The 19,387-nt window shown below is 66.6% G+C and carries 16 protein-coding genes and 1 tRNA gene; 6 read left to right on the top strand and 11 right to left on the bottom strand.

The window, feature by feature from the left end:
* Window positions 1-11: 11 nt before the first annotated feature.
* Window positions 12-986, top strand: a complete 975-nt coding sequence (locus AC5WJ1_RS01150; protein WP_494476319.1) for a GlxA family transcriptional regulator — start codon at window positions 12-14, stop codon at window positions 984-986.
* A gap of 83 nt (window positions 987-1,069) precedes the next feature.
* Here the strand turns inward: AC5WJ1_RS01150 and AC5WJ1_RS01145 are convergent, their stop codons facing one another.
* A complete protein-coding gene (locus AC5WJ1_RS01145) occupies window positions 1,070-2,587 on the bottom strand; it encodes a CoA-acylating methylmalonate-semialdehyde dehydrogenase (protein ID WP_494476318.1) in 1,518 nt (505 codons plus the stop codon).
* A 108-nt stretch (window positions 2,588-2,695) separates the two neighbouring features.
* Complete coding sequence (gene aptA / locus AC5WJ1_RS01140) at window positions 2,696-4,027, bottom strand: omega-aminotransferase AptA (protein WP_133098197.1); 1,332 nt, start codon at window positions 4,025-4,027, stop codon at window positions 2,696-2,698.
* 376 nt (window positions 4,028-4,403) lie between these two features.
* On the opposite strand from aptA, the gene AC5WJ1_RS01135 reads away from it, so the two are divergent.
* On the top strand, window positions 4,404-5,870 hold the full coding sequence (locus AC5WJ1_RS01135) for an aminotransferase-like domain-containing protein (protein ID WP_135704277.1): 1,467 nt from the start codon (window positions 4,404-4,406) through the stop codon (window positions 5,868-5,870).
* Between the two features lie 382 nt (window positions 5,871-6,252).
* Here the strand turns inward: AC5WJ1_RS01135 and AC5WJ1_RS01130 are convergent, their stop codons facing one another.
* Entirely contained in the window at window positions 6,253-7,131 is an 879-nt protein-coding gene (locus AC5WJ1_RS01130; protein WP_434033221.1) for an alpha/beta fold hydrolase, read from the bottom strand.
* 229 nt (window positions 7,132-7,360) lie between these two features.
* Between AC5WJ1_RS01130 and dmeF the strand changes: the two genes are divergently transcribed.
* Entirely contained in the window at window positions 7,361-8,362 is a 1,002-nt protein-coding gene (gene dmeF, locus AC5WJ1_RS01125; protein ID WP_494476317.1) for a CDF family Co(II)/Ni(II) efflux transporter DmeF, read from the top strand.
* Between the two features lie 54 nt (window positions 8,363-8,416).
* On the opposite strand, the gene AC5WJ1_RS01120 is transcribed toward dmeF, so the two are convergent.
* The 4 genes from AC5WJ1_RS01120 to AC5WJ1_RS01105 form a co-directional block, all read right to left on the bottom strand.
* Window positions 8,417-8,860, bottom strand: coding sequence for a GNAT family N-acetyltransferase (locus AC5WJ1_RS01120; protein ID WP_135704270.1), 444 nt, complete (start codon window positions 8,858-8,860; stop codon window positions 8,417-8,419).
* Between the two features lie 294 nt (window positions 8,861-9,154).
* Window positions 9,155-9,229: transfer RNA gene (locus tag AC5WJ1_RS01115), tRNA-Cys, on the bottom strand.
* Between the two features lie 107 nt (window positions 9,230-9,336).
* Window positions 9,337-9,816, bottom strand: a complete 480-nt coding sequence (gene bfr / locus AC5WJ1_RS01110; RefSeq protein ID WP_133098191.1) for a bacterioferritin — start codon at window positions 9,814-9,816, stop codon at window positions 9,337-9,339.
* Between the two features lie 328 nt (window positions 9,817-10,144).
* A complete protein-coding gene (locus tag AC5WJ1_RS01105) occupies window positions 10,145-11,125 on the bottom strand; it encodes a Bug family tripartite tricarboxylate transporter substrate binding protein (RefSeq protein ID WP_195431845.1) in 981 nt (326 codons plus the stop codon).
* A gap of 107 nt (window positions 11,126-11,232) precedes the next feature.
* Here AC5WJ1_RS01105 and AC5WJ1_RS01100 point away from each other — a divergent pair, with 107 nt between their 5' ends.
* Window positions 11,233-12,183 (top strand): LysR family transcriptional regulator, encoded by a 951-nt coding sequence (locus AC5WJ1_RS01100; RefSeq protein ID WP_494476316.1) that lies wholly within the window; start codon window positions 11,233-11,235, stop codon window positions 12,181-12,183.
* 107 nt (window positions 12,184-12,290) lie between these two features.
* Complete coding sequence (locus tag AC5WJ1_RS01095) at window positions 12,291-13,259, top strand: SphA family protein (protein WP_135704265.1); 969 nt, start codon at window positions 12,291-12,293, stop codon at window positions 13,257-13,259.
* Between the two features lie 69 nt (window positions 13,260-13,328).
* On the opposite strand, the gene glmS is transcribed toward AC5WJ1_RS01095, so the two are convergent.
* Window positions 13,329-15,167, bottom strand: coding sequence for a glutamine--fructose-6-phosphate transaminase (isomerizing) (gene glmS / locus AC5WJ1_RS01090; RefSeq protein WP_135704263.1), 1,839 nt, complete (start codon window positions 15,165-15,167; stop codon window positions 13,329-13,331).
* 105 nt (window positions 15,168-15,272) lie between these two features.
* The gene (gene glmU, locus AC5WJ1_RS01085; RefSeq protein ID WP_135704262.1) at window positions 15,273-16,637 is read right to left on the bottom strand and encodes a bifunctional UDP-N-acetylglucosamine diphosphorylase/glucosamine-1-phosphate N-acetyltransferase GlmU; all 1,365 of its coding nucleotides are present in this window, start codon (window positions 16,635-16,637) and stop codon (window positions 15,273-15,275) included.
* A gap of 290 nt (window positions 16,638-16,927) precedes the next feature.
* Here glmU and AC5WJ1_RS01080 point away from each other — a divergent pair, with 290 nt between their 5' ends.
* Window positions 16,928-17,755, top strand: coding sequence for a DUF6279 family lipoprotein (locus AC5WJ1_RS01080; RefSeq protein ID WP_135704260.1), 828 nt, complete (start codon window positions 16,928-16,930; stop codon window positions 17,753-17,755).
* 84 nt (window positions 17,756-17,839) lie between these two features.
* On the opposite strand, the gene ttcA is transcribed toward AC5WJ1_RS01080, so the two are convergent.
* Window positions 17,840-18,781 (bottom strand): tRNA 2-thiocytidine(32) synthetase TtcA, encoded by a 942-nt coding sequence (ttcA, locus tag AC5WJ1_RS01075; protein WP_133098184.1) that lies wholly within the window; start codon window positions 18,779-18,781, stop codon window positions 17,840-17,842.
* Between the two features lie 124 nt (window positions 18,782-18,905).
* Window positions 18,906-19,310: a dihydroneopterin aldolase gene (locus tag AC5WJ1_RS01070; protein ID WP_133098183.1), complete on the bottom strand. Its 405-nt coding sequence runs from the start codon at window positions 19,308-19,310 to the stop codon at window positions 18,906-18,908.
* Window positions 19,311-19,387 lie beyond the last annotated feature (77 nt).

Genomic DNA, 19,387 nt, shown 5'->3' with positions numbered 1-19,387 from the left:
TCCTTGCCGCCATGACCACCGCCTATCTGCTGGTGCTGCCCAATGTCCACATGCTCGACCTCGGCGGCCCGCTCCAGATCTTTTCCAGCGTAGCGGAACTGGGCCTTGCACCGCTGCGGGTGCGCTGCGCGGGACCGCATTCGAGCGTCACGTCGTTCCAGGGACCGGCGTTGGGCCAGGTCGAACGGCTGCCTGCGCGACTGGAACCGGGCGATGTGGTGCTGGCGATCGGCAGCAAACTTCTGGACACACTGACCACTTCCGCGGCGTGGCGTGATACGGCGGCCTGGCTCAGGGAAACGTTTGCCGACGGCAGGAACGCGGGCGTGCAGGTCGCCGCCGTCTGCACCGGCGCTTTCCTGCTGGGCGCCGCGGGCCTGCTCGACGGCCGCCTGTGCACCACCCACCATGGACATACCCGCCGCCTGCGCGCGCGGCATCCAGCCGCGTCGGTCATCGACAACCGGGTCTTCGTTCGCGATGGCAATGTATGGACGTCGGCCGGCGTTGCCTCCGGCATCGATCTCGCGCTGCGGCTGGTCGCCGACGCTTACGGCGATGACGCCGCCATCGCCGTCGCGCGCGACAACGTCGTGCCCTTCCGCCGCTTCAGCGGCGATCCGCAGCTGGCGCCGCAGTTCCGCGCGCGTTCGCATGGCAACGCACTGGTGCATGCGGTGCAGGACGCGATCACGCGCGAGCTCCATGCCAATGTCGCCGACCCGCGCTTCGCCGACCGCTTTGCCATCAGCGTGCGGCACCTGTCCCGCATCTTCCATGAGGAAACCGGCCTGACGCCCAAGCAATACCAGCTCACGCTGCGCATGGCACGCGCGCGCAAGCTGCTTGCGTCATCAAGCCTGGCCGTGGAGGAAATCGCGCTGAAGAGCGGCTTCGCCAGCGTGCAGGCCTTTCGTGCCTGCTGGAACAAGACTGAGTCAGCCACGCCGAGGGCGTACAGACAGGCGCGTGCCGGCACGCAATAGCCGACAGACACAAGCCCCGTACGAAAACCCCGGCTCACTACGATAAGAGTGGCCGCCCGCAGGGCCGTAAGTCAAACCAACCCTTACTTCGCCACCGGCATCGTAAATTCAGCCCCCTTGGCAATGGCATCCGGCCACCGCTGCATCACGCTCTTGTAGCGCGTATAGAACCGCACGCCTTCTTCGCCATAGGCATGATGGTCGCCGAACAGCGAACGTTTCCATCCACCAAATGAATGCCAGGCCATAGGCACAGGGATGGGAACATTAATCCCGACCATACCAATCTGGATTTGCCGCGCAAACGCCCGTGCAATCCCGCCGTCGCTGGTGTAGCACGACACGCCGTTGCCAAACTCGTGCGCATTGATCAACGCAACCGCCTCGGCAAAGTCATGCACCCGCACTACCGACAAGACCGGTCCAAAAATCTCTTCCTTGTAGATGGTCATGTCGGGCTTCACATGATCGAACAACGTGCCACCGACGTAGAAGCCGTTTTCATGCCCTTCGACCTTGTGCCCCCGCCCATCGGTCACCAGCGTCGCGCCTTCTTCCACGCCGCGGGCGATATACCCCTCGACCTTGGCCTTGTGCGCCCCGGTCACCAGTGGACCCATTTCGGCGTCTGACTCCATCCCGTTACGGATCTTCAGCGCACGCGCCCGCTCCGCCAGCCGCGGCACCAGCTTGTCAGCAACGTCCCCCACCGCCACGGCAACGGAGATCGCCATGCAGCGCTCGCCCGCCGAGCCATAGGCCGCACCAATCAGCGCATCGACCGCCTGGTCCAGGTCCGCATCCGGCATCACCACCAGGTGGTTCTTGGCCCCGCCCAGCGCCTGCACCCGCTTGCCATGCCTGGTCCCTTCCGTATAGATGTACTCGGCAATCGGCGTCGAGCCAACGAACGACAACGCCTGCACATCCGGATGCGCCAGCAGCGCATCGACTGCTTCCTTGTCCCCCTGCACGACGTTGAACACGCCATCGGGCAAGCCAGCCTGGCGCAGCAGGTCGGCAATCAGCAAGCTGGGCGAAGGATCGCGCTCCGACGGCTTCAGCACGAACGTATTGCCGCATGCCAGTGCCACCGGGAACATCCACATCGGCACCATCACCGGGAAGTTGAACGGCGTGATCCCCGCCACCACGCCCAGCGGCTGGCGCAGGTTCCAGTTGTCGATGCCGCCACCGATGTTGTCGGTGAAGTCCGTCTTGAGCAGGTTGGGAATGCCGCAGGCAAACTCCACCACCTCGATGCCGCGCGTGACTTCGCCCCTGGCATCGGAGAACACCTTGCCATGCTCGCGCGTGATCAGTGCGGCCAGGTCGTCATGGTGCTGGTCGAGCAGCTCCTTGAACTTGAACAGGATGCGCGCGCGGCGCAGCGGCGGCGTCTCGGCCCATGCGGGGAACGCGGCCTTGGCGGCAGCCACGGCGTCGGCAACGTCCTGTGCGGTGCCAAGTGCCACGCGCGCCGCAACTTCGCCGGTGGCGGGATTGAATACGTCAGCCAGGCGCTGGCCGCCGGCGCGGCGCACGGCACCGCCGATGTAATGATGGATTTCGGCCAGTTGCCGGTTTTCTGCGATGCTCACTTGGGATCCTTCGATGGCCACGGCGCGCGCCGTGGCTTGCAATCAGGGAGAGAGAGGGAGAGAGCCGGCCCCGAAGGGCCGGCGGCAATGCGAGGCGGCGTGCGCCGCTTATTTGATGTCCTGCAGCGCTTTCTTCACCGTATCGAACAGTTCGCCGATCTGCGCTTCCGAGATGATCAGCGGCGGCGAGAACGCCAGGATGTCGCCGGTGTAGCGCACCAGCACGCCCAGCTCCAGGCACTTGAGGAAGGCCTCGTAGGCCCGCGCGCCGGGCTGGCCCGGACGCGGCTCCAGCTCGATCCCGGCCACCATGCCGAAGTTGCGGATGTCCTTCACGTGCGGCGCGCCGCGCACGCTGTGCACCGCCGCCTCGAACACCGGCGACAGCTCGGCCGCGCGGCCGAACAGGTTCTCGCGCTGGTACAGGTCGAGCGTGGCCACGGCAGCGGCGGCGGCCAGCGGGTGGCCGGAGTAGGTGTAGCCATGCAGCAGCTCGATCGTGCCCGGCGCGGCAGCATTGACTACGGCATCGTGCACTTCGCGGCGCACCGCCACGGCGCCCATCGGCACCGCCGCGTTGTTGATCGCCTTGGCCATGGTGATCAGGTCCGGCGTCACGTTGAAGCGCTCGGCTGCGGTGGCCGCGCCGAGGCGGCCGAAGGCGGTGATCACTTCATCGAAAATCAGCAGGATGCCGTGCTTGCTGGTGATCTCGCGCAGTTTTTCCAGGTAGCCGAGCGGCGGCACCAGCACGCCGGCGGAGCCGGCCAGCGGCTCGACGATCACGGCGGCGACGTTGGCCGGGTCATGCAGCGCAAGGATGCGCTCCAGCTCGTCGGCGAGATGCGCGCCCCATTGCGGCTGGCCCCTGGAGAAGGCGGCCTCGGCGATGTTGAGCGTAGCCGGCAGGTGATCCGTGCCCGGCATCAGGTTGGCCGAGTAGGCCTTGCGGTTCGGGCCGATGCCGCCCACCGCCATGCCGCCAAAGCCAACGCCGTGGTAGCCGCGCTCGCGGCCGATAAAGCGGGTGCGCTGGCCTTCGCCGCGCGCGCGGTGGTACGCCAGCGCGATCTTCAGCGCGGTGTCGACCGACTCCGAACCCGAGTTGGTGAAGAAGATGCGGTCCAGTCCCTGCGGCATGACCGCGGCCACTTTGGTGGCGGCCTCGAACGACAGCGGGTGGCCCATCTGGAACGGCGGCGCATAGTCCAGCGTTGCCGCCTGGCGCGCGACGGCGTCGGCGATTTCCTTGCGGCAGTGGCCCGCGGCCACGCACCAGAGGCCGGCGCAACCATCCAGGATCTGGCGGCCGTCGTGGGTGGTGTAGTACATGCCGCTTGCCGACGCGAGCAGGCGCGGCGCCGCCTTGTACTGGCGGTTGGCGGTGAAGGGCATCCACAGGGCATCGAGATCGGGAATCACGGTCTTGGCGGCGTCCATACGTCCTCCTCGGGGCAATTGGGCGGGTCGGTTGGCTGGTGCCGTTCCGGCCCGCTGAGAGTGGCGGGCACTGAAGCAGGCACGGAAACGGCGGCAATGACGGCCACTCTACCGGCGGCGTCTGGCCGACAAAATATACAGTCCGGACAGCACCGCCTTACCGTACAGTTTGATCACGCCAAACCGTACAGGCAAGCAGCCGCGGCGGCCACCGGGACCGCCACCGTGCCACGCAGCGTTTGCCAGCACCGTGCGGCATCCCACGCTGCACTGCGGCAATTTTCGCTACTCGGAATGGGGCTGCGCGCGTCGCCCCTGTGCGGCCGTTAAACTGTACAGGCTCGCGCCTACCGAGGTGCCTAGTGCAACGCTTCCGATGCTGACCCTGAACCTGACCCGCAGCCGCCGCGGCGGCGAAACCCTGACTGAGCAGATCGTCGCCGGCATCGCCGCGCTGGTGGAGCAGCGCGCGCTGCGCGCCGGTGCCACGCTGCCGTCGGTACGCCGCTTTGCCCAGCACCACCAGGTCAGCACCTTCACCGTGGCCGAGGCCTACGGGCGGCTGACCGCACTGGGCTACCTGGCCGCGCGGCCGGGCTCCGGCTACACCGTGGCGCACCGTCACGCGCCCACCGGCAGCGCCCGTGCGCCGCAATGGGAAGCGCCGGGGCTGAACGCGGCCTGGCTGCTGTCGGATGTGTTCGCCGATCATTCCGTGCCGATCAAGGCCGGCGCCGGCTGGCTCCCGGGGGACTGGCTCAACGAGGAAGGCCTGCACCAGGCTATGCGCGCCTCGGCCCGGGTGCCTGCGGCGCAGTTGTCTGGCTACGGCCATCCGTATGGTTTCGCGCCGCTACGCGAGCATATCGCCACCGGCCTCGGCCAGTACGGCATCCCGCTGCAGGCGCAGCAGGTGGTGCTGACGCAGGGCGCGACCCAGGCGCTGGACCTGGTGGTGCGCACGCTGCTGCGCGGCGGCGACACCGTGCTGGTGGAATCGCCCTGCTACTGCAACCTGCTGCAGATCCTGCGGCTGGCGGGGCTGCGCGTCATCGGCGTGCCGCGTTCGGCGGCCGGGCTCGACACCGATGCGCTCGACGACGCGATCCGCGCCCACGCCCCGCGCGCCCTCTTCGTCAACACCGTGCTGCAGAACCCGACCGGCGCCAGCCTCAGCAGCATGAACGCCTTCCGCGTGCTGCAGCTCGCCGAGCAGCACCGGCTGCTGGTGGTGGAAGACGATATCTACCGCGAGCTGGCGCCGGCTGGCTCGCCGATGCTGGCGGCCATGGACGGGTTGTCGCAGGTGGTCTACGTCAATGGCTTTTCCAAGACCATCACGCCGTCGCTGCGCGTGGGCTACCTTGCCGCCAGCCCGGACCTGGCCAAGGCTTTCGCGCGGACCAAGATGGCGGTCGGGCTGACCTCGTCCGAAGTGACCGAGCGCCTGGTCTACTCGGTGCTGACCAGCGGCCACTACGGTCGCCACGTGGCCGCGCTGGCCGAGCGGCTGCGCGCGCAGCAGGACCTGGTGACGGAAAAGATGGAGGCGCACGGCCTGGAGGTGCTGCTGCGCCCCGAAGGCGGAATGTTCGCCTGGGCGCGGCTGTGCGAAGACACCCAGCAGCGGCTGCAGGCGAGCCGGCGCGGCGAGCCGCTGAGCGGCAACCAGCTGGCCACGCTGGCGCTGGAGCACGGCATCTGGCTGGCGCCGGGCTCGTACTTCGAGCCGGACGAGACCGACTCGCCGTGGATCCGCTTCAACGTGGCCACCGGCGACGCGCCGCAGCTGTGGCAGTTCTTTGACAGCCTGGCACAGGCGCCGCGTGCCGCGGCCGCCTGATACCCTGATACCCGGCTACTTCAGAAGCGGTAATGTGGTTCGTGGCGGGAGCGCGGGCCGGCGCCGTTCCCAGGGCGCTGCCTCAACTCCAGAGGCGTTCGACGACCAGGCCTGCGGTGGCGCAGATGCCCACCCAGGTCACCAGTGCGATAGCGATAAAGCGATATGTCATCTCGGGAGCGACAATAAAGTCGTTGCGGGAATATGAATTCTTCGCAAAATCATACATCCATTCATGAATGTATGTAAGCGGCAATCGTATTTCCCTGAGATGGTCTGGGGGCTTTTCGTAACGTGGGAACACGAAAAAGCGCCTATTGCGGCATGCGACAGGCGCTGATGCGGCAAGATGCCGCGGGTCGGAGGGGTAACCGGGGGACCTTCAGCCGCGCAGGAACGGCAGCACTTCCTCCAGCAGGCGCTCCGGCATCTCTTCGGCAATGTAGTGGCCGCACGGCAGCGCATGCCCGCGCACGCGCCGCGCCGCCTTGCGCCATTCGTCCAGCGGCCGGAAACACTGCCCGACGGCGCCCTGCTCGCCCCACAGCGCCAGCATCTCGCACTCGACCATGCGGCCCGCGGCAAGGTCGGCGCGGTCATGCTCGAGGTCGATGGTGGCACTGGCGCGGTAGTCCTCGCACAGCCCGTGGGCGGCGCCGGGCAGGCTCAGGCAGCGCAGGTACTCGGCCATGGCGGCATCGGTGAACGGCGCCAGCCCGGCGCTGCGGGCACCCATGGTCTGGCGCAGGTAGAGCGCGGGATCCGCTTCGATCAGCGTTTCCGGGAATGGCGCCGGCCGGATCAGGAAGAACCAGTGCCAGTAGGCGCGGGCAAAGGCCTCGCTGGTCTGCGCGTACATCGCCAGCGTGGGGGCGATATCCAGCGTCACCAGCCGCGTCACCGCCTGTGGATGATCGAGCACCAGCCGGTGCGCCACGCGCGCGCCGCGGTCGTGCGCCAGCACGCTGAACCGTTCGAAGCCGAGCGCGCGCATCAGCGTGAGCTGGTCGGCGGCCATGGTGCGCTTGCTGTAGTTGGCGTGGTCCGGCAAACCCGCGGGCTTGCCGCTGTCGCCATAGCCGCGCAGGTCTGCGGCCACCACGGTGAAATGCCGCGCCAGTTCGGGCGCCACCTTGTGCCAGATCGCATGGGTCTGCGGGTGGCCATGCAGCAACAGCAAGGCAGGCCCCTGGCCGCCGGCCACCGCGTGGATGGCAACGTCGCCGCAATCGATCCGGTGCGGCGTGAATCCTTCGAACATCGTCTGTCTCCATGGCCGGCGGGCGGCCGTCTGCATCCGCGCGGGCTAGTGTAATCACTAAGCGGTGCGACAGGATTTCCTGCGACGACACTCATTCGGTCGACAGATTCATGAATCCATCGCTGCCGGCCCGCCCCTGCCACCGGCAGGGATGCCGCCGGCCGCACCGCGGCGCTCTGCTACCCTTGCTGCATCCATATTGACTTCCAGCACACAGCAAGATCCGACCATGCATACCCATGACCTGTCCGCATGGACCCACAGCCATACCTTCGACGGTGGCAACCGCAACGCCGAGCGCGGCACGCGCCTGGTGATGATGATCACCGCCGTCGTGATGGTGGTGGAAATCGCCGCCGGCCTCTGGTTCAACTCGATGGCGCTGCTGGCCGACGGCTGGCACATGAGCTCGCACGCGCTGGCCATCGGCCTGTCCACCTTTGCCTACGCGGCCGCGCGCCGCTACGCCAGCGACTGGCGCTTTGCCTTTGGCGCATGGAAGATCGAAGTGCTGGCCGCCTTTGCCAGTGCCGTGTTCCTGCTCTGCATTGCGGCGCTGATGGCGGCGGGTTCGGTCGAGCGGTTGTTCAGCCCGCAGGAAATTCATTACCGCGAGGCGATGATCGTGACCGCGCTGGGGCTGCTGGTCAACCTCGGCTGCGCGCTGATCCTGGGCGGACATGCGCATGGGCACGGTCATGACCATGGGCATGACCACGGGCATCACCATCATGGGCATGACCACGACCATGGCCATGGCCACGGCCACCACCACGACATCAACCTGCGCGCGGCCTACGTCCACGTGCTGGCCGATGCCGCCACCTCGGTGCTGGCCATCGTGGCGCTGGCCGGCGGCTGGTGGCTGGGCTGGGCCTGGCTCGACCCGGTGATGGGCCTGGTGGGCGCGGCGCTGGTCGGCAAGTGGGCGATCGGCCTGCTGCGCCAGAGCGGCACCGTGCTGCTGGACCGCGAGATGGACCACCCGGTGGTCGAAGACGTGCGCGAGGTGCTGGCCGGGCTAGACCGCGACGGCCGCCCTGGCGACGAAGGCACCCGCGTGACCGACCTGCATGTCTGGCGCGTCGGCCGCCAGCATTTTGCCTGCATCGTCTGCCTGGTCACGCATGACGCCACGCTGACGCCGCTGCGCGTGCGCCAGGCGCTGTCCGTGCATGAGGAGCTGGTGCACGTGACCGTCGAGATCAGCCGCTGCGAGGGCACGCACTGAAGCACCCGCGGAACCAAGCACGCGGAAAGCGCGCGCCACGCTGGGGGCGTGCGGTCAGCCCAGCTCGCACCACATGCACAGCGGCGGCGTATCGGTGTGCCGCTGGAATTCGCCGGACGACAGCACCTCCTGCGGCAGTTTCGATGCCGGCACCAGCGTAAAGCCGTAGCGCGCGAAATAGCTCGGGCAACTCGATGCCAGCAGCACCGCGCGTTGCAGGCCATTCGAGCGCGCGCGCATCAGCGCGGCGCGCACCACATGCGTCGCCACGCCCTGGTCGCGGTGCTCGGGCAATACCGCCACCGAGCGGATCACCACGGTCTGGCCGAACGGCTCGCCGGCGGCGCAGCCGATGATCCTCGATTCGAGGATGGCCACATGGAAGTGCTCCAGCACGCGGAACACATCGTCGGTCGGCAGGCCGCAGCGCTCTAGCAGCGCCCCCACCGCTGGCGCGTCCGAGGGCATCGCCGCCCGGATTCGCAGGTCTTTCATCATCAGGAGCCTCTTTTCTTCACATCACTTGGCGACGGGAACACCATGGAAGCCCGGCATGGTCGCACCGCCATCCTGGCGGCGCTCTGTGCGCACAGGCCGGTCTGGCCTGACCGCCCAACACTAACCGATTCGATCGCTTTGTACTATCAGGGAAGAACAGGGCAAACCGGTGTCGGAAATTGGCCCGCCGCATTACGCACAGGGCAATGGCGGCAACGTGGCGCAGGCGCACCCCATCGCGGGCATAACGCGGCGCAGGTGTGAAGAAGGAATGGCGCTACAGGAGAGGAAAACTGGAGGCGGGGATCCGGAATCGAACCGTCGTACACGGCTTTGCAGGCCGTTGCATCACCACTCTGCCACCCCGCCGTGGATGGCGCGCCATGCCGGCGCGTCGTGCTGCGGGCCGCAGTGTAGCGGGAAATGGAAAAGTCTGCAGGGCGCTGCGCGGACGGCAGCGCCGGCACCGGCGCCAGTCAGTCGCCGATCTCGCCAATGGCCGACTGGACGTAGTTCTGCAGGCCAACCTTGCCGATCAGCTCGATTTGCGACTCGAGCCAGTCGATATGCGATTCGGTGGCTTCCAGGATATCGACCACCACCTCGCGCGAAACATAATCGCCGATCGACTCCAGATACTTGATCGCATCCTTGCAACTGGCCTGTGAAACCTGTTCCAGCTTCAGGTCGCAGCCGAGCATTTCTTCGGTGTTTTCGCCGAGCAGCAATTTGTCGAGGTCCTGCAGGTTGGGCAAGCCATCGAGCAGCAGGATGCGCTCGATCAGCTTGTCGGCATGCTTCATTTCCTCGATCGATTCTTCGTACTCGTGCTTGCCCAAAGCATTGAGACCCCAATGCCGGTACATGCGCGCATGCAGGAAATACTGGTTGATGGCGGTCAGCTCATGCCGGAGCTGGCCGTTGAGCATCTGAATCGCTTTCTTGTCGCTTTTCATGACAGCACCACCGACCCCTCGATTCGGGTGGATCAATTTTCATTATCGTGGCCAGCGCGCCGCTGCAGACAATATTGCGCCGTGCCTTTCATGGTAGCCCGGCAAAGGGGGACATCAAGCAAATTCGGCTGTTATTGGCCGATTATCCGGCGCTATTGCATATGAGAATGGCAATGGTTTCCATTCGGTTTTCGTTAGCGCATGAAAAGCCGCATCCGGCGCATCCGGCATTAATACGCCGGCCTTCCGGACAATACTGGTGAATAAAAAAAACGGGCGCACACGGCATCTTGCCGCGGCGCCCGCCATGGCAGGAGCCGGAAGGAAATCAGTCGAGCCGCGCGCCCGAATCCGCGACCAGCGTCTTCAGCACCGGCCAGTCGCGCGCATACAGCGCCTGCGCCTCTGCCGGCGAGCTGCCTACCGTGCGCAGCCCCAGCGCGACCATGCGCGCCTGCATGTCGGGGGTCTGCAGGATCGCCTTCACCTCGCTTTCGAGCCTGGCCAGGATAGGCGCCGGCACGCCGACCGGGGCCACCAGCCCGATCCAGCCTACCGTCTTGAACGCGCTGTCCTGCATGCCCAGCTCGGCAAAGGTCGGCATCGCGGGCAGCGCGCTGCTGCGCTGCGTGCCGGTAACGGCCAGCGCCTTGAGCTTGCCGCTCTCGATATACGGCCTGGCCGTCAGGATGCTGGCAAAGCCGAACTGCACCTGGCCGCCGAGCAGGTCCTGCAGCATCGGTGCCTCGCCCTTGTAGGGCACGTGGGTGGCGTTGCCGCGGGTGAGCTTGCTGAGGTAGGCGCCGCTCAGGTGCGACAGCGAGCCCACGCCCCATGAGGCATAGGTAGCCTTGCCGGCCTGGGCGCGGGCATAGTCGCCCAGCTCGCGCGGCGTGCGTGCCGGCACCGACGGGTGCGCCACCAGCACCAGCTGCGCGTCGGCCAGCACGCTGATCATGGTCAGGTCCTTGCGCGGGTCGTACGGCAGCTTCTCGAACAGGAACTGGTTGGTGAGCACCGACTGCGTCAGCGTCATCAGCAGCGTGTAGCCGTCCGGCGCCGCCTTGGCCACGGCATCAGTGCCGATGATGCCGGACGCGCCGGCCTTGTTCTCCACCACCACCGGCTGGCCCAGCCGCTTGCTGAGCTTCTCGCCCATCGCGCGGGCGATGGTGTCGGTGCCGCCGCCGGCCACGTAGGGCACCACCAGGCGGATCGGCTTGGCCGGATAGGTCTGTGCCGCGGCCGGCAGGCCGAGGCTGAGCGAAAGCCCGCTGATTGCGAGCGCGAGCCATGCGCGTCGTTTCATGTCGTCTCCAGATCGTCTTTATGGTTTTGGAGAACAACGGTAGCGGGCTTGAGAAAATACGTCCAATGCAATATTTTTCAGATTTCCATGCATAGAAGGTTAAGTTGATGGGCCTGCGCCAGCTGCATCACTTCGTCACCCTGGTCGAACAAGGCAGCTTCGCGCGCGCGGCCGCGGCGCTGCACCTGTCGCAACCGGCACTGACGCGCAGCATCCAGGCGCTGGAGGCCGACCTCGGCACACTGGTCGACCGCAGCTACGGCAAGGTTCGTCCCACCGCCGCCGGCACGCTGGTGCTGGAACGCGCGCGCCGGATGCTGCGCGAAAGCCGCGAACTGCGCCGCGACCTGCAACTGCTGGACGAAGTGGAGATCGGCGAGATCCGCGCCGGCTTCGGACCGTTCGCGGCATCGTTCCTGCTCGACCCGGTACTGGAAGCGCTGGTGCGGCGCTATCCGCGCCTGCGCATCGACGTGGAGACCGCCGACACCACCACCATGCTGCGCGCGCTGGAAGCCGAGCGCCTCGATGTCTTCGTCGGCGAAAGCCGCAGCCTGGCCCAGTTCGGCCACTTGCAGATCGAGCGCCTGCCCGCGCTGGAGACCGGCTTCTTCGTGCGCGCCGCGCACCCGCTGGCGCATCAAGGCGATATCAGCCTTGCCAGCCTGCGCGACTATCCCGTGGCCGGTCCGCGGCTGCCGGCCCATATCCGGCAGTTCTTCCGAGAGGCGATGCAGGCCGCCGGCAGCGGCGCGGCCGATGACGACAGCACCGGCCTGCTTACCGCCACCTGCAATGACATGCACGCGCTGCGCGCGCTGATGCTGTCCGGCGATGCCGTCGCGCTGGTGCCGGTGGCGATGATGGCCGACGCGTGCGCGCAAGGCACGGCCGTGCCGCTGCAGATGCGCCCGCGCCATGACCTGCGCGCGCAGTACGGGATCGTGTCGCTGGCCGGGCATACGCCGTCGCCGGCAACCCGCGCATTCGTGGCCCAGGTGCACGCGGCACTGGCGGACTACCCGGCGGCAGAGTCCGGCGCCGTACCGGTTCACTAGAAATTCTCAGGGCAGCCGGGAAAAAATCTTCAGATCGCGAGCCGGACCGGCATGCTATGTTGGCCGCGGGTCACACCTTCCACCGAGGTCGCTCCGGAGGCTCACGCATGCCAACCAAGACCGCCAGGCGGCTGCTCGCTACCCTGGCTCCAGCCCTGCCGCTGCTGGGCGCGGCAACCAGTGCCGGCGCTACCGAAGGCGCGCTCGGCCGGCCCGTCACCGGGACCAGCGTCACGCCCAATGCCGGCATCGTCTCGCCCGAACCCATCCTGGCGGTCAACCTCGGCGAGATCTACCTAGACGGATCGGTCGGCGGCAGCCGCAGCGTGCCGATTGGCGGCAAGGCAGCGCTGGATGTCGACGGCAAGGTCGCCTTCACGCTGGCAACCGTGATGAAGGTCTGGGACACCGGGCCCGGCGCGTGGAACTTTGCCTCCAGCTTCACGCTGCCTTACGTGTGGACCAAGGTCACGGCCAATGCCGGCATCGGCGGCGTCAGCGCCAGCACCCAGGACACCGCGTCGAACCTGTTCGACATCTATTTCACGCCGCTGATCGCCGGCTACCACTTCTCCAAGACCGAACACGTGGCGCTGAGCCTGAACATCTGGGCGCCGACCGGCAAGTACGATCCCAACGCACTGGCCAATCCCAGCCTGAACAACTGGACCTTTATCCCGCAGGTGGCCTACACCCGGCTGTTCCCCGAGCACGGGCTCGAATTCGATGCGGTGGCCGGGCTCCAGTTCTACACGCGCAACAACGCCACCGATTACCAGAACGCGCCGCTGTTCACGCTCGACACGATGCTGCTCAAGCGCTTCGCCAACGGCGCCGGCGTGGGCCTGATCGCCGGCACCACGCAGCAGCTGGGCGACGACAGCGGTCCGCTGGCCGACCGCCTCAACGGCTTCCGCGGCCATGACTGGGCGCTCGGGCCGATCGTCACCTACGACACCAAGATCGGCGCGAAAAGCCACCTGTCGATGAGCCTGCGCTGGGTGCCGACCATTGCCAGCAAGAACCGGCTCGACAGCACCAGCACGTTCATGGGGACGGCGGCGATCGTGTTCTGAGCGGACCCAAAAGCAAAGAGGCCCGGAAGGGCCTCTTTGCTTTTTTGATGACATTGCGCTGCGGCTTCCTTACTCCACCGTCACCGACTTCGCCAGGTTGCGCGGCTTGTCCACGTCGGTCCCGCGAGCGCATGCCGTGTGATACGCCAGCAGCTGCAGCGGCACCACGTGCAGGATCGGCGACAGGTCGCCATAGTGCTCGGGCATGCGGATCACCTGGATGCCGTCCGACGACTGGATCTGCGTATCGCTGTCGGCGAACACATAGAGGCGGCCGCCGCGCGCGCGCACTTCCTGGATGTTGGACTTCAGCTTTTCCAGCAGCGCATCGTTGGGCGCGACCGTGACCACCGGCATCGCTTCGGTCACCAGCGCCAGCGGGCCGTGCTTCAGTTCGCCGGCCGGATACGCCTCGGCGTGGATGTACGAGATTTCCTTGAGCTTGAGCGCGCCTTCGAGTGCGATCGGGTAGTGCAGGCCGCGGCCCAGGAACAGCGCGTTCTCGCGGCGCGCAAAGTCTTCGGACCAGGCGATGATCTGCGGCTCCAGCGCCAGCACGCCGTGCAGCGCGGCCGGCAGGTGGCGCAGGTTGGCCAGGTCCCTGGCCTCGGCTTCCTCGGTCAGCAGGCCGCGCACCTTGGCCAGCGCCAGCGTCAGCATGTACAGCGCGGCCAGCTGCGTGGTGAAGGCCTTGGTCGAGGCCACGCCGATCTCGGTGCCGGCACGGGTCAGGAAGCGCAGTTCGGTCTCGCGCACCATGGCGCTGGTGGCAACGTTGCAGATCGACAGCGTATGCACGTGGCCGAGCGCGCGCGCGTGGCGCAGCGCGGCCATGGTGTCGGCGGTTTCGCCGGATTGCGAGATCACCACCACCAGCGCGCGCGGATTGGGCACGGTGTCGCGATAGCGGTATTCGCTGGCGACCTCGACCTGTGTCGGGATCTTGGCGATGCTTTCGAGCCAGTACTTGGCTGTGCAGCCGGAATAGTAGCTGGTGCCGCAGGCCAGGATCAGCACGCTGTCGATGCCGGCGAAGACCTCGGCGGCGTTGTCGCCGAACAGCGCCGGCGTGATGCTTTCCACGCCCTCCAGCGTGTCGCCCAGCGCGCGCGGCTGCTCGAAAATTTCCTTCTGCATGAAGTGGCGGTACGGCCCCAGCTCGACGGATGCGGCATGGGCCTCGACCAGGCGCGCTTCACGCTCGACCGCGTGGTCCTGCGCGTCATGGATGACGACGCCGTCGAGCGAGATCTCGACCACATCGCCCTCTTCGAGGTAGATGATGCGGTTCGCGGTGCCGGCCACGGCGAGCGCGTCGGACGCGAGGAAGGCCTCGTTCTCGCCCAGCGCCACCACCAGCGGCGAGCCGGCGCGGGCGCCGACCACCACGCCGGGCTGGTCCTTGGCGAACACGGCGATGGCATAGGCGCCGTGCAGGCGCTTGGTAACGGCGCGCACCGAGGCAAACAGGTCGCCGCGGGTGGCGCTGCTGGGATAGGTGTAGGCCTGGTGGATCAGGTGCGCGACGACTTCGGTGTCAGTCTGCGACTCGAAGCCGTAGCCGACCGCGCGCAGTTCCTCGCGCAGCGGCTCATAGTTCTCGATGATGCCGTTATGCACCAGCGCGATGGTCTCGCCCGACAGGTGCGGGTGGGCGTTGACGGTATCGGGCTTGCCATGGGTGGCCCAGCGCGTATGCGCCACGCCGGTGAAGCCGGACAGGCCCGAAGCCTGCGTCTGCGCATCCAGGTCGGCCACGCGCGACACGGTGCGCGCGCGCTCGACCGCATCGTCGCGCACGACGGCGACGCCGCACGAGTCATAGCCGCGGTATTCCAGGCGGCGCAGCCCCTCGATCAGGACCGGAACGATATTGCGCGTCGAAACCGCGCCGACGATGCCACACATGCTGAACCCCCGTTGCTGGCGCCCACTGCGGCGCCCTGTCCAATCAATCGCGCCGCCCGTCCCGGGCCGGCGCTTTCCTTGGCCGCTCACGCGGCGGCCTGGCGATTACTTCTTCGGCTGCCTGACCGGACGCTGCCATGCGTCGACGGTCAACTGCTTGGCGCGCGACAGCGTCAGCTTATCCGCAGGCGCTTCCTTGGTCAGCGTGGTGCCTGCACCCAGCGTGGCGCCGCGGCGTACCGTCACCGGCGCAACCAGCTGCGTATCGGAGCCGATAAAGACGTCGTCCTCGATCACCGTGCGGTGCTTGTTGACACCGTCATAGTTGCAGGTGATCGTGCCGGCGCCAATATTGACGCGCGAACCCACTGTGGCGTCTCCAACATAGGCCAGGTGATTGGCCTTGCTGTGCGCTGCCACCTGGGCATTCTTGACCTCGACGAAGTTGCCGATATGGACATCTTCGCCCAGTTCGGTGCCCGGACGCAGCCGCGCGTACGGCCCGATGCGCCCGGCAGGACCGATCCTGGCGCTGTCGACATGGCAGAACGGGTGCAACTGCGCGCCGGCACCCACGGTGCTGTTGCGGATCACGCAATGGGCGCCGATGCTGGCGCCGTCTTCCAGGTGCACGCGGCCTTCGAACACGCAGCCGACATCGATGGTGACATCGCGCCCGCAGGTCAGCTCGCCACGCACATCGATGCGCGCCGGATCCAGCAGCGTCACGCCGGCTTCGAGCAGGCGGCGCGCCTGGTTGCCCTGGTGGATGCGTTCGACTTCAGCGAGCTGCAGCTTGCTGTTGACCCCGAGCGTCTCCCAGATCGCCGCCGGCTGCGCCGAGACGATCTCGACACCTTCCCTGGCGGCGCGCTCGACCGTGTCGGTCAGGTAGTACTCGCCCTGGGCATTGTCGTTGCCGAGTGTTGACAGCCAGCGCCTGAGGTGGCCCGTCGGGCACACGATAATGCCGGTGTTGATTTCGCGGATGGCCTTGACGGCCTCGCTGGCATCCTTTTGCTCGACGATGCGGACGATGCTGCCCGCCGCGTCGCGTACGATACGTCCATAGCCGGTCGGATCGGGCATTTCGACCGTCAGCACGCCGAAGCGCTCCGAGCCTGCCTCGGCCACCAGTGCCTTGAGCGTGGCTGCGGTTGTGAGCGGCACGTCACCGTACAGAACCAATGTCGGCTGGCTGTCGTCCAACAATGGAAGTGCCTGCATCACCGCATGGCCCGTGCCCAGCTGCTGGGCCTGTTCGGCGAAGGCGACATCGTAGGCGGCGACCGCCTCGCGCACATGCGCGGCGCCGTGGCCGACCACTACGACCAGCCGCGACGGCGACAGCGCGCGAGCCGTATCCAGGACGTGCGCCAGCATGGGCCGCCCGGCAACCGGGTGCAGTACCTTGGGCAAATCGGAAACCATTCGCTTGCCCATGCCCGCGGCGAGAATGACGATATTCACAAGGAGACCCCTAAGTGAGTGTGTCCGAAAATATTCTGAAAAGCGCCAACCGGGTGATTCGCGGTCTTCGCCGCCCAGCTTGGCTGCAGGTCCGGGCCCGGTCGGTGCGGAATCCCGCAAACCCTTGCCAGTCTTGGGCTGGCGGCGATCGAAGCGGCCCGGCTGCAATGCGCGCCGATTTTAACATGGCGATTTCTGCGCAACCCGGCGCTGTTTCCGAATTTCACAATCGGTGGGCGCGGCGGATTTTGGTGATTTTCAGCGCCGCGGCGCTGTGCGCATGCAACGCGATGAAACTCGGGTACCAGCAGGGTGACCGGCTGGCCTACTGGTGGATCGACAATTATGTCGATGTGACCTCGGCCCAGGAGCCGCTCACGCGCGAGGCCATCGCGCGCTTCTTCGCCTGGCACCGCAAGTCCCAGCTGCCCGAGATCTCGGGCCTGCTGCAGCAGGCCAAGGCCGAGGTCCGCCAGCCGGTGACGCCGGCCATGGTCGAGCACTTCCAGGACGCCTCGCAGCAGCTGGCGCGCCGCTCGTACGAGCAGGCCATGCCCGACATGGCCGACTTTCTGCTGACGCTGACGCCCGACCAGATCGCCCGCATGGAGAAGAAATTCGCCGAGGGCAACGCCAAATACCGCAAGAAATTCCTGAACCCCAACCCGGCCGAGCGGGTCGACGCCCGTTTCGACAAGGTGATGGACTATGCGCGGCTGGTCTATGGCGATTTCTCCGGCGAGCAGGAAAAGCAGATCCGTGCGGCGGTGCTGCCGGTGGTCGAGAACGCCGAGTCGCGCTACGCCGAGCGGGTGGCGCGCCAGCAGGAATGGCTCAAGATGGTGCGCTACGTGCAGGCCACGCAGCCGTCCAAGCCGCAGGTGACGGACCTGCTGCGGCGCTTCCGCGATTACTGGCAGAACCCGCCGGGCAAGCATGCCGTGAGCCACGATGCCAGTACCAGCGCCGGCATTGCGCTGACCGTGGCGATCGCCAACATGACCACGCCGAAGCAGAAGGCACATGCGCAGGACCGGTTCCAGAGGTGGATCGACGATACCAACGCGCTGATGCGGGAGAAGGCGAACGCCCCGGTGCAGTCGGCGGCGACGAACTGAGCTTTGGCAGCACACATGCAAAATGCCCGCTCGCAGCGGACCGCTCGCGCGGGCATTGTTGCCATGTGGTGGCGGTTGGCGGCGTTACTGCGGCGCGCCGGCCTGCTCCGCCCCGGGCGCGGACACCGGCGGGCGCTCGAAGCGCACGAACTCCATCCGGTTCTCTTCCATGCTGCCCGCGAACACCAGCGGCTGCTGCTGGAATGTGGTCTCACCGAACAGCGAAGCCTCGTCCACCTTGGCCAGCCCGGTAGCCAGCCCCGTGAACGGGAACAGCTCGGTATCGGCCAGGTGAGAGGGCACCACGTTGCGCAGCGCCGAGAAGATATTGTCGATACGGCCCGGGTTCTGCCGCTCCCACTCCTGCAGCATCTCGCTGACCTTCTTGCGCTGCAGGTTCTCCTGCGAGCCGCACAGGTTGCACGGGATGATCGGGAACTCCATCGCGCGTGCGTACGATGCAATGTCCTTCTCCGAGCAGTACGCCAGCGGGCGGATCACGATATGCGCGCCATCGTCGGTGGCCAGCTTGGGCGGCATGGCCTTCATCTTGCCGCCGAAGAACATGTTCAGGAAGAAGGTGTTGACGATGTCGTCGCGGTGGTGGCCCAGCGCGATCTTGTTGGCGCCCAGCTCCTTGGCGGTGCGGTAGATCACGCCGCGGCGCAGGCGCGAGCACAGCGAGCAGGTGGTCTTGCCCTCGGGCACCTTCTCCTTGACGATCGAGTAGGTATCGGCCTCGACGATCAGGTATTCCACCCCCACCGACTTCAGGTATTCGGGCAGCACGTGCTCCGGGAAACCCGGCTGCTTCTGGTCCAGGTTCATCGCGATCAGCCTGAACTTGATGGGCGCGCGCTTCTGCAGCGCCATCAGGACCGACAGCATGGTGTACGAGTCCTTGCCGCCACTCATGCAGACGAGCACGGTGTCGCCGTCCTCGATCATGCCGAAGTCGCCGATGGCCTTGCCGGTTTGCGATTGCAGCCTCGTCTCGAGGCGGTAGAAATTGTTCGAGTGGCTCATGGAGCATCCTGTTGCATGGCGCCTGCCGGATGGAATGGCCGGCAGCGCGCGAAGGGGCAACATTTTACTTCAGGCGCCCGCGCGCCGCAGGCGCCGGGCAGCCGCAGATAACGCAGCTGCCGGCTCAAGCGCCCTGCTTGATGTGGAACACCTCGACGCCGACGGAATCGCAGTCCGGGTACACGTCGGGCTTCTCGGTCGACACGCGCACGGCGCGCACCTTGGGATGCTTCAGCATGGCGCGCGCGACGTCGTCGCACAGCGTTTCCTGCAGGTGGACGTGGCCCTGCGCCATGCGCTCGGCCACGGTGTTGCGCATGAAGTCGTAGTCGACCACTTCGTCGAGCTTGTCGGCGTGCGGGGTGCATTCTTCCAGCGGCACGAACAGGTCGATATTGATCAGCACGCGCTGCTCGCCCTTCTTCTCGAACTCATGCACGCCGATATTGATCTGCACTTCATAGTTGCGCAGGAACATGCGTCGGCAGTCCTGCAGGCTGGGGTGGGAAAGAGCGGCGAGCATGGTCATGGCTGGGAGAAAAGACTAGAAAAGGGAACGCCGCGCCGGGGGGCGCGGCACATCAGGGTACGGCTTGCCGGCGTGCC

The sequence above is a fragment of the Cupriavidus sp. MEYA8 genome, assembly GCF_059278825.1.
This window is presented reverse-complemented; position numbering and strand designations above follow the sequence as displayed.

What these genes read in the sequence shown, in the direction of transcription:
- ttcA (WP_133098184.1), bottom strand. Translation starts at nt 18,781, where the DNA reads ATGAGCCACTCGAACAATTTCTACCGCCTCGAGACGAGGCTGCAATCG.
- AC5WJ1_RS01080 (WP_135704260.1), top strand. Translation starts at nt 16,928, where the DNA reads ATGAAACTCGGGTACCAGCAGGGTGACCGGCTGGCCTACTGGTGGATC.
- AC5WJ1_RS01105 (WP_195431845.1), bottom strand. Translation starts at nt 11,125, where the DNA reads ATGAAACGACGCGCATGGCTCGCGCTCGCAATCAGCGGGCTTTCGCTC.
- AC5WJ1_RS01070 (WP_133098183.1), bottom strand. Translation starts at nt 19,310, where the DNA reads ATGACCATGCTCGCCGCTCTTTCCCACCCCAGCCTGCAGGACTGCCGA.
- AC5WJ1_RS01100 (WP_494476316.1), top strand. Translation starts at nt 11,233, where the DNA reads ATGGGCCTGCGCCAGCTGCATCACTTCGTCACCCTGGTCGAACAAGGC.
- bfr (WP_133098191.1), bottom strand. Translation starts at nt 9,816, where the DNA reads ATGAAAAGCGACAAGAAAGCGATTCAGATGCTCAACGGCCAGCTCCGG.
- AC5WJ1_RS01130 (WP_434033221.1), bottom strand. Translation starts at nt 7,131, where the DNA reads ATGTTCGAAGGATTCACGCCGCACCGGATCGATTGCGGCGACGTTGCC.
- dmeF (WP_494476317.1), top strand. Translation starts at nt 7,361, where the DNA reads ATGCATACCCATGACCTGTCCGCATGGACCCACAGCCATACCTTCGAC.
- AC5WJ1_RS01095 (WP_135704265.1), top strand. Translation starts at nt 12,291, where the DNA reads ATGCCAACCAAGACCGCCAGGCGGCTGCTCGCTACCCTGGCTCCAGCC.
- AC5WJ1_RS01120 (WP_135704270.1), bottom strand. Translation starts at nt 8,860, where the DNA reads ATGATGAAAGACCTGCGAATCCGGGCGGCGATGCCCTCGGACGCGCCA.
- glmS (WP_135704263.1), bottom strand. Translation starts at nt 15,167, where the DNA reads ATGTGTGGCATCGTCGGCGCGGTTTCGACGCGCAATATCGTTCCGGTC.
- aptA (WP_133098197.1), bottom strand. Translation starts at nt 4,027, where the DNA reads ATGGACGCCGCCAAGACCGTGATTCCCGATCTCGATGCCCTGTGGATG.
- AC5WJ1_RS01150 (WP_494476319.1), top strand. Translation starts at nt 12, where the DNA reads ATGACCACCGCCTATCTGCTGGTGCTGCCCAATGTCCACATGCTCGAC.
- AC5WJ1_RS01135 (WP_135704277.1), top strand. Translation starts at nt 4,404, where the DNA reads ATGCTGACCCTGAACCTGACCCGCAGCCGCCGCGGCGGCGAAACCCTG.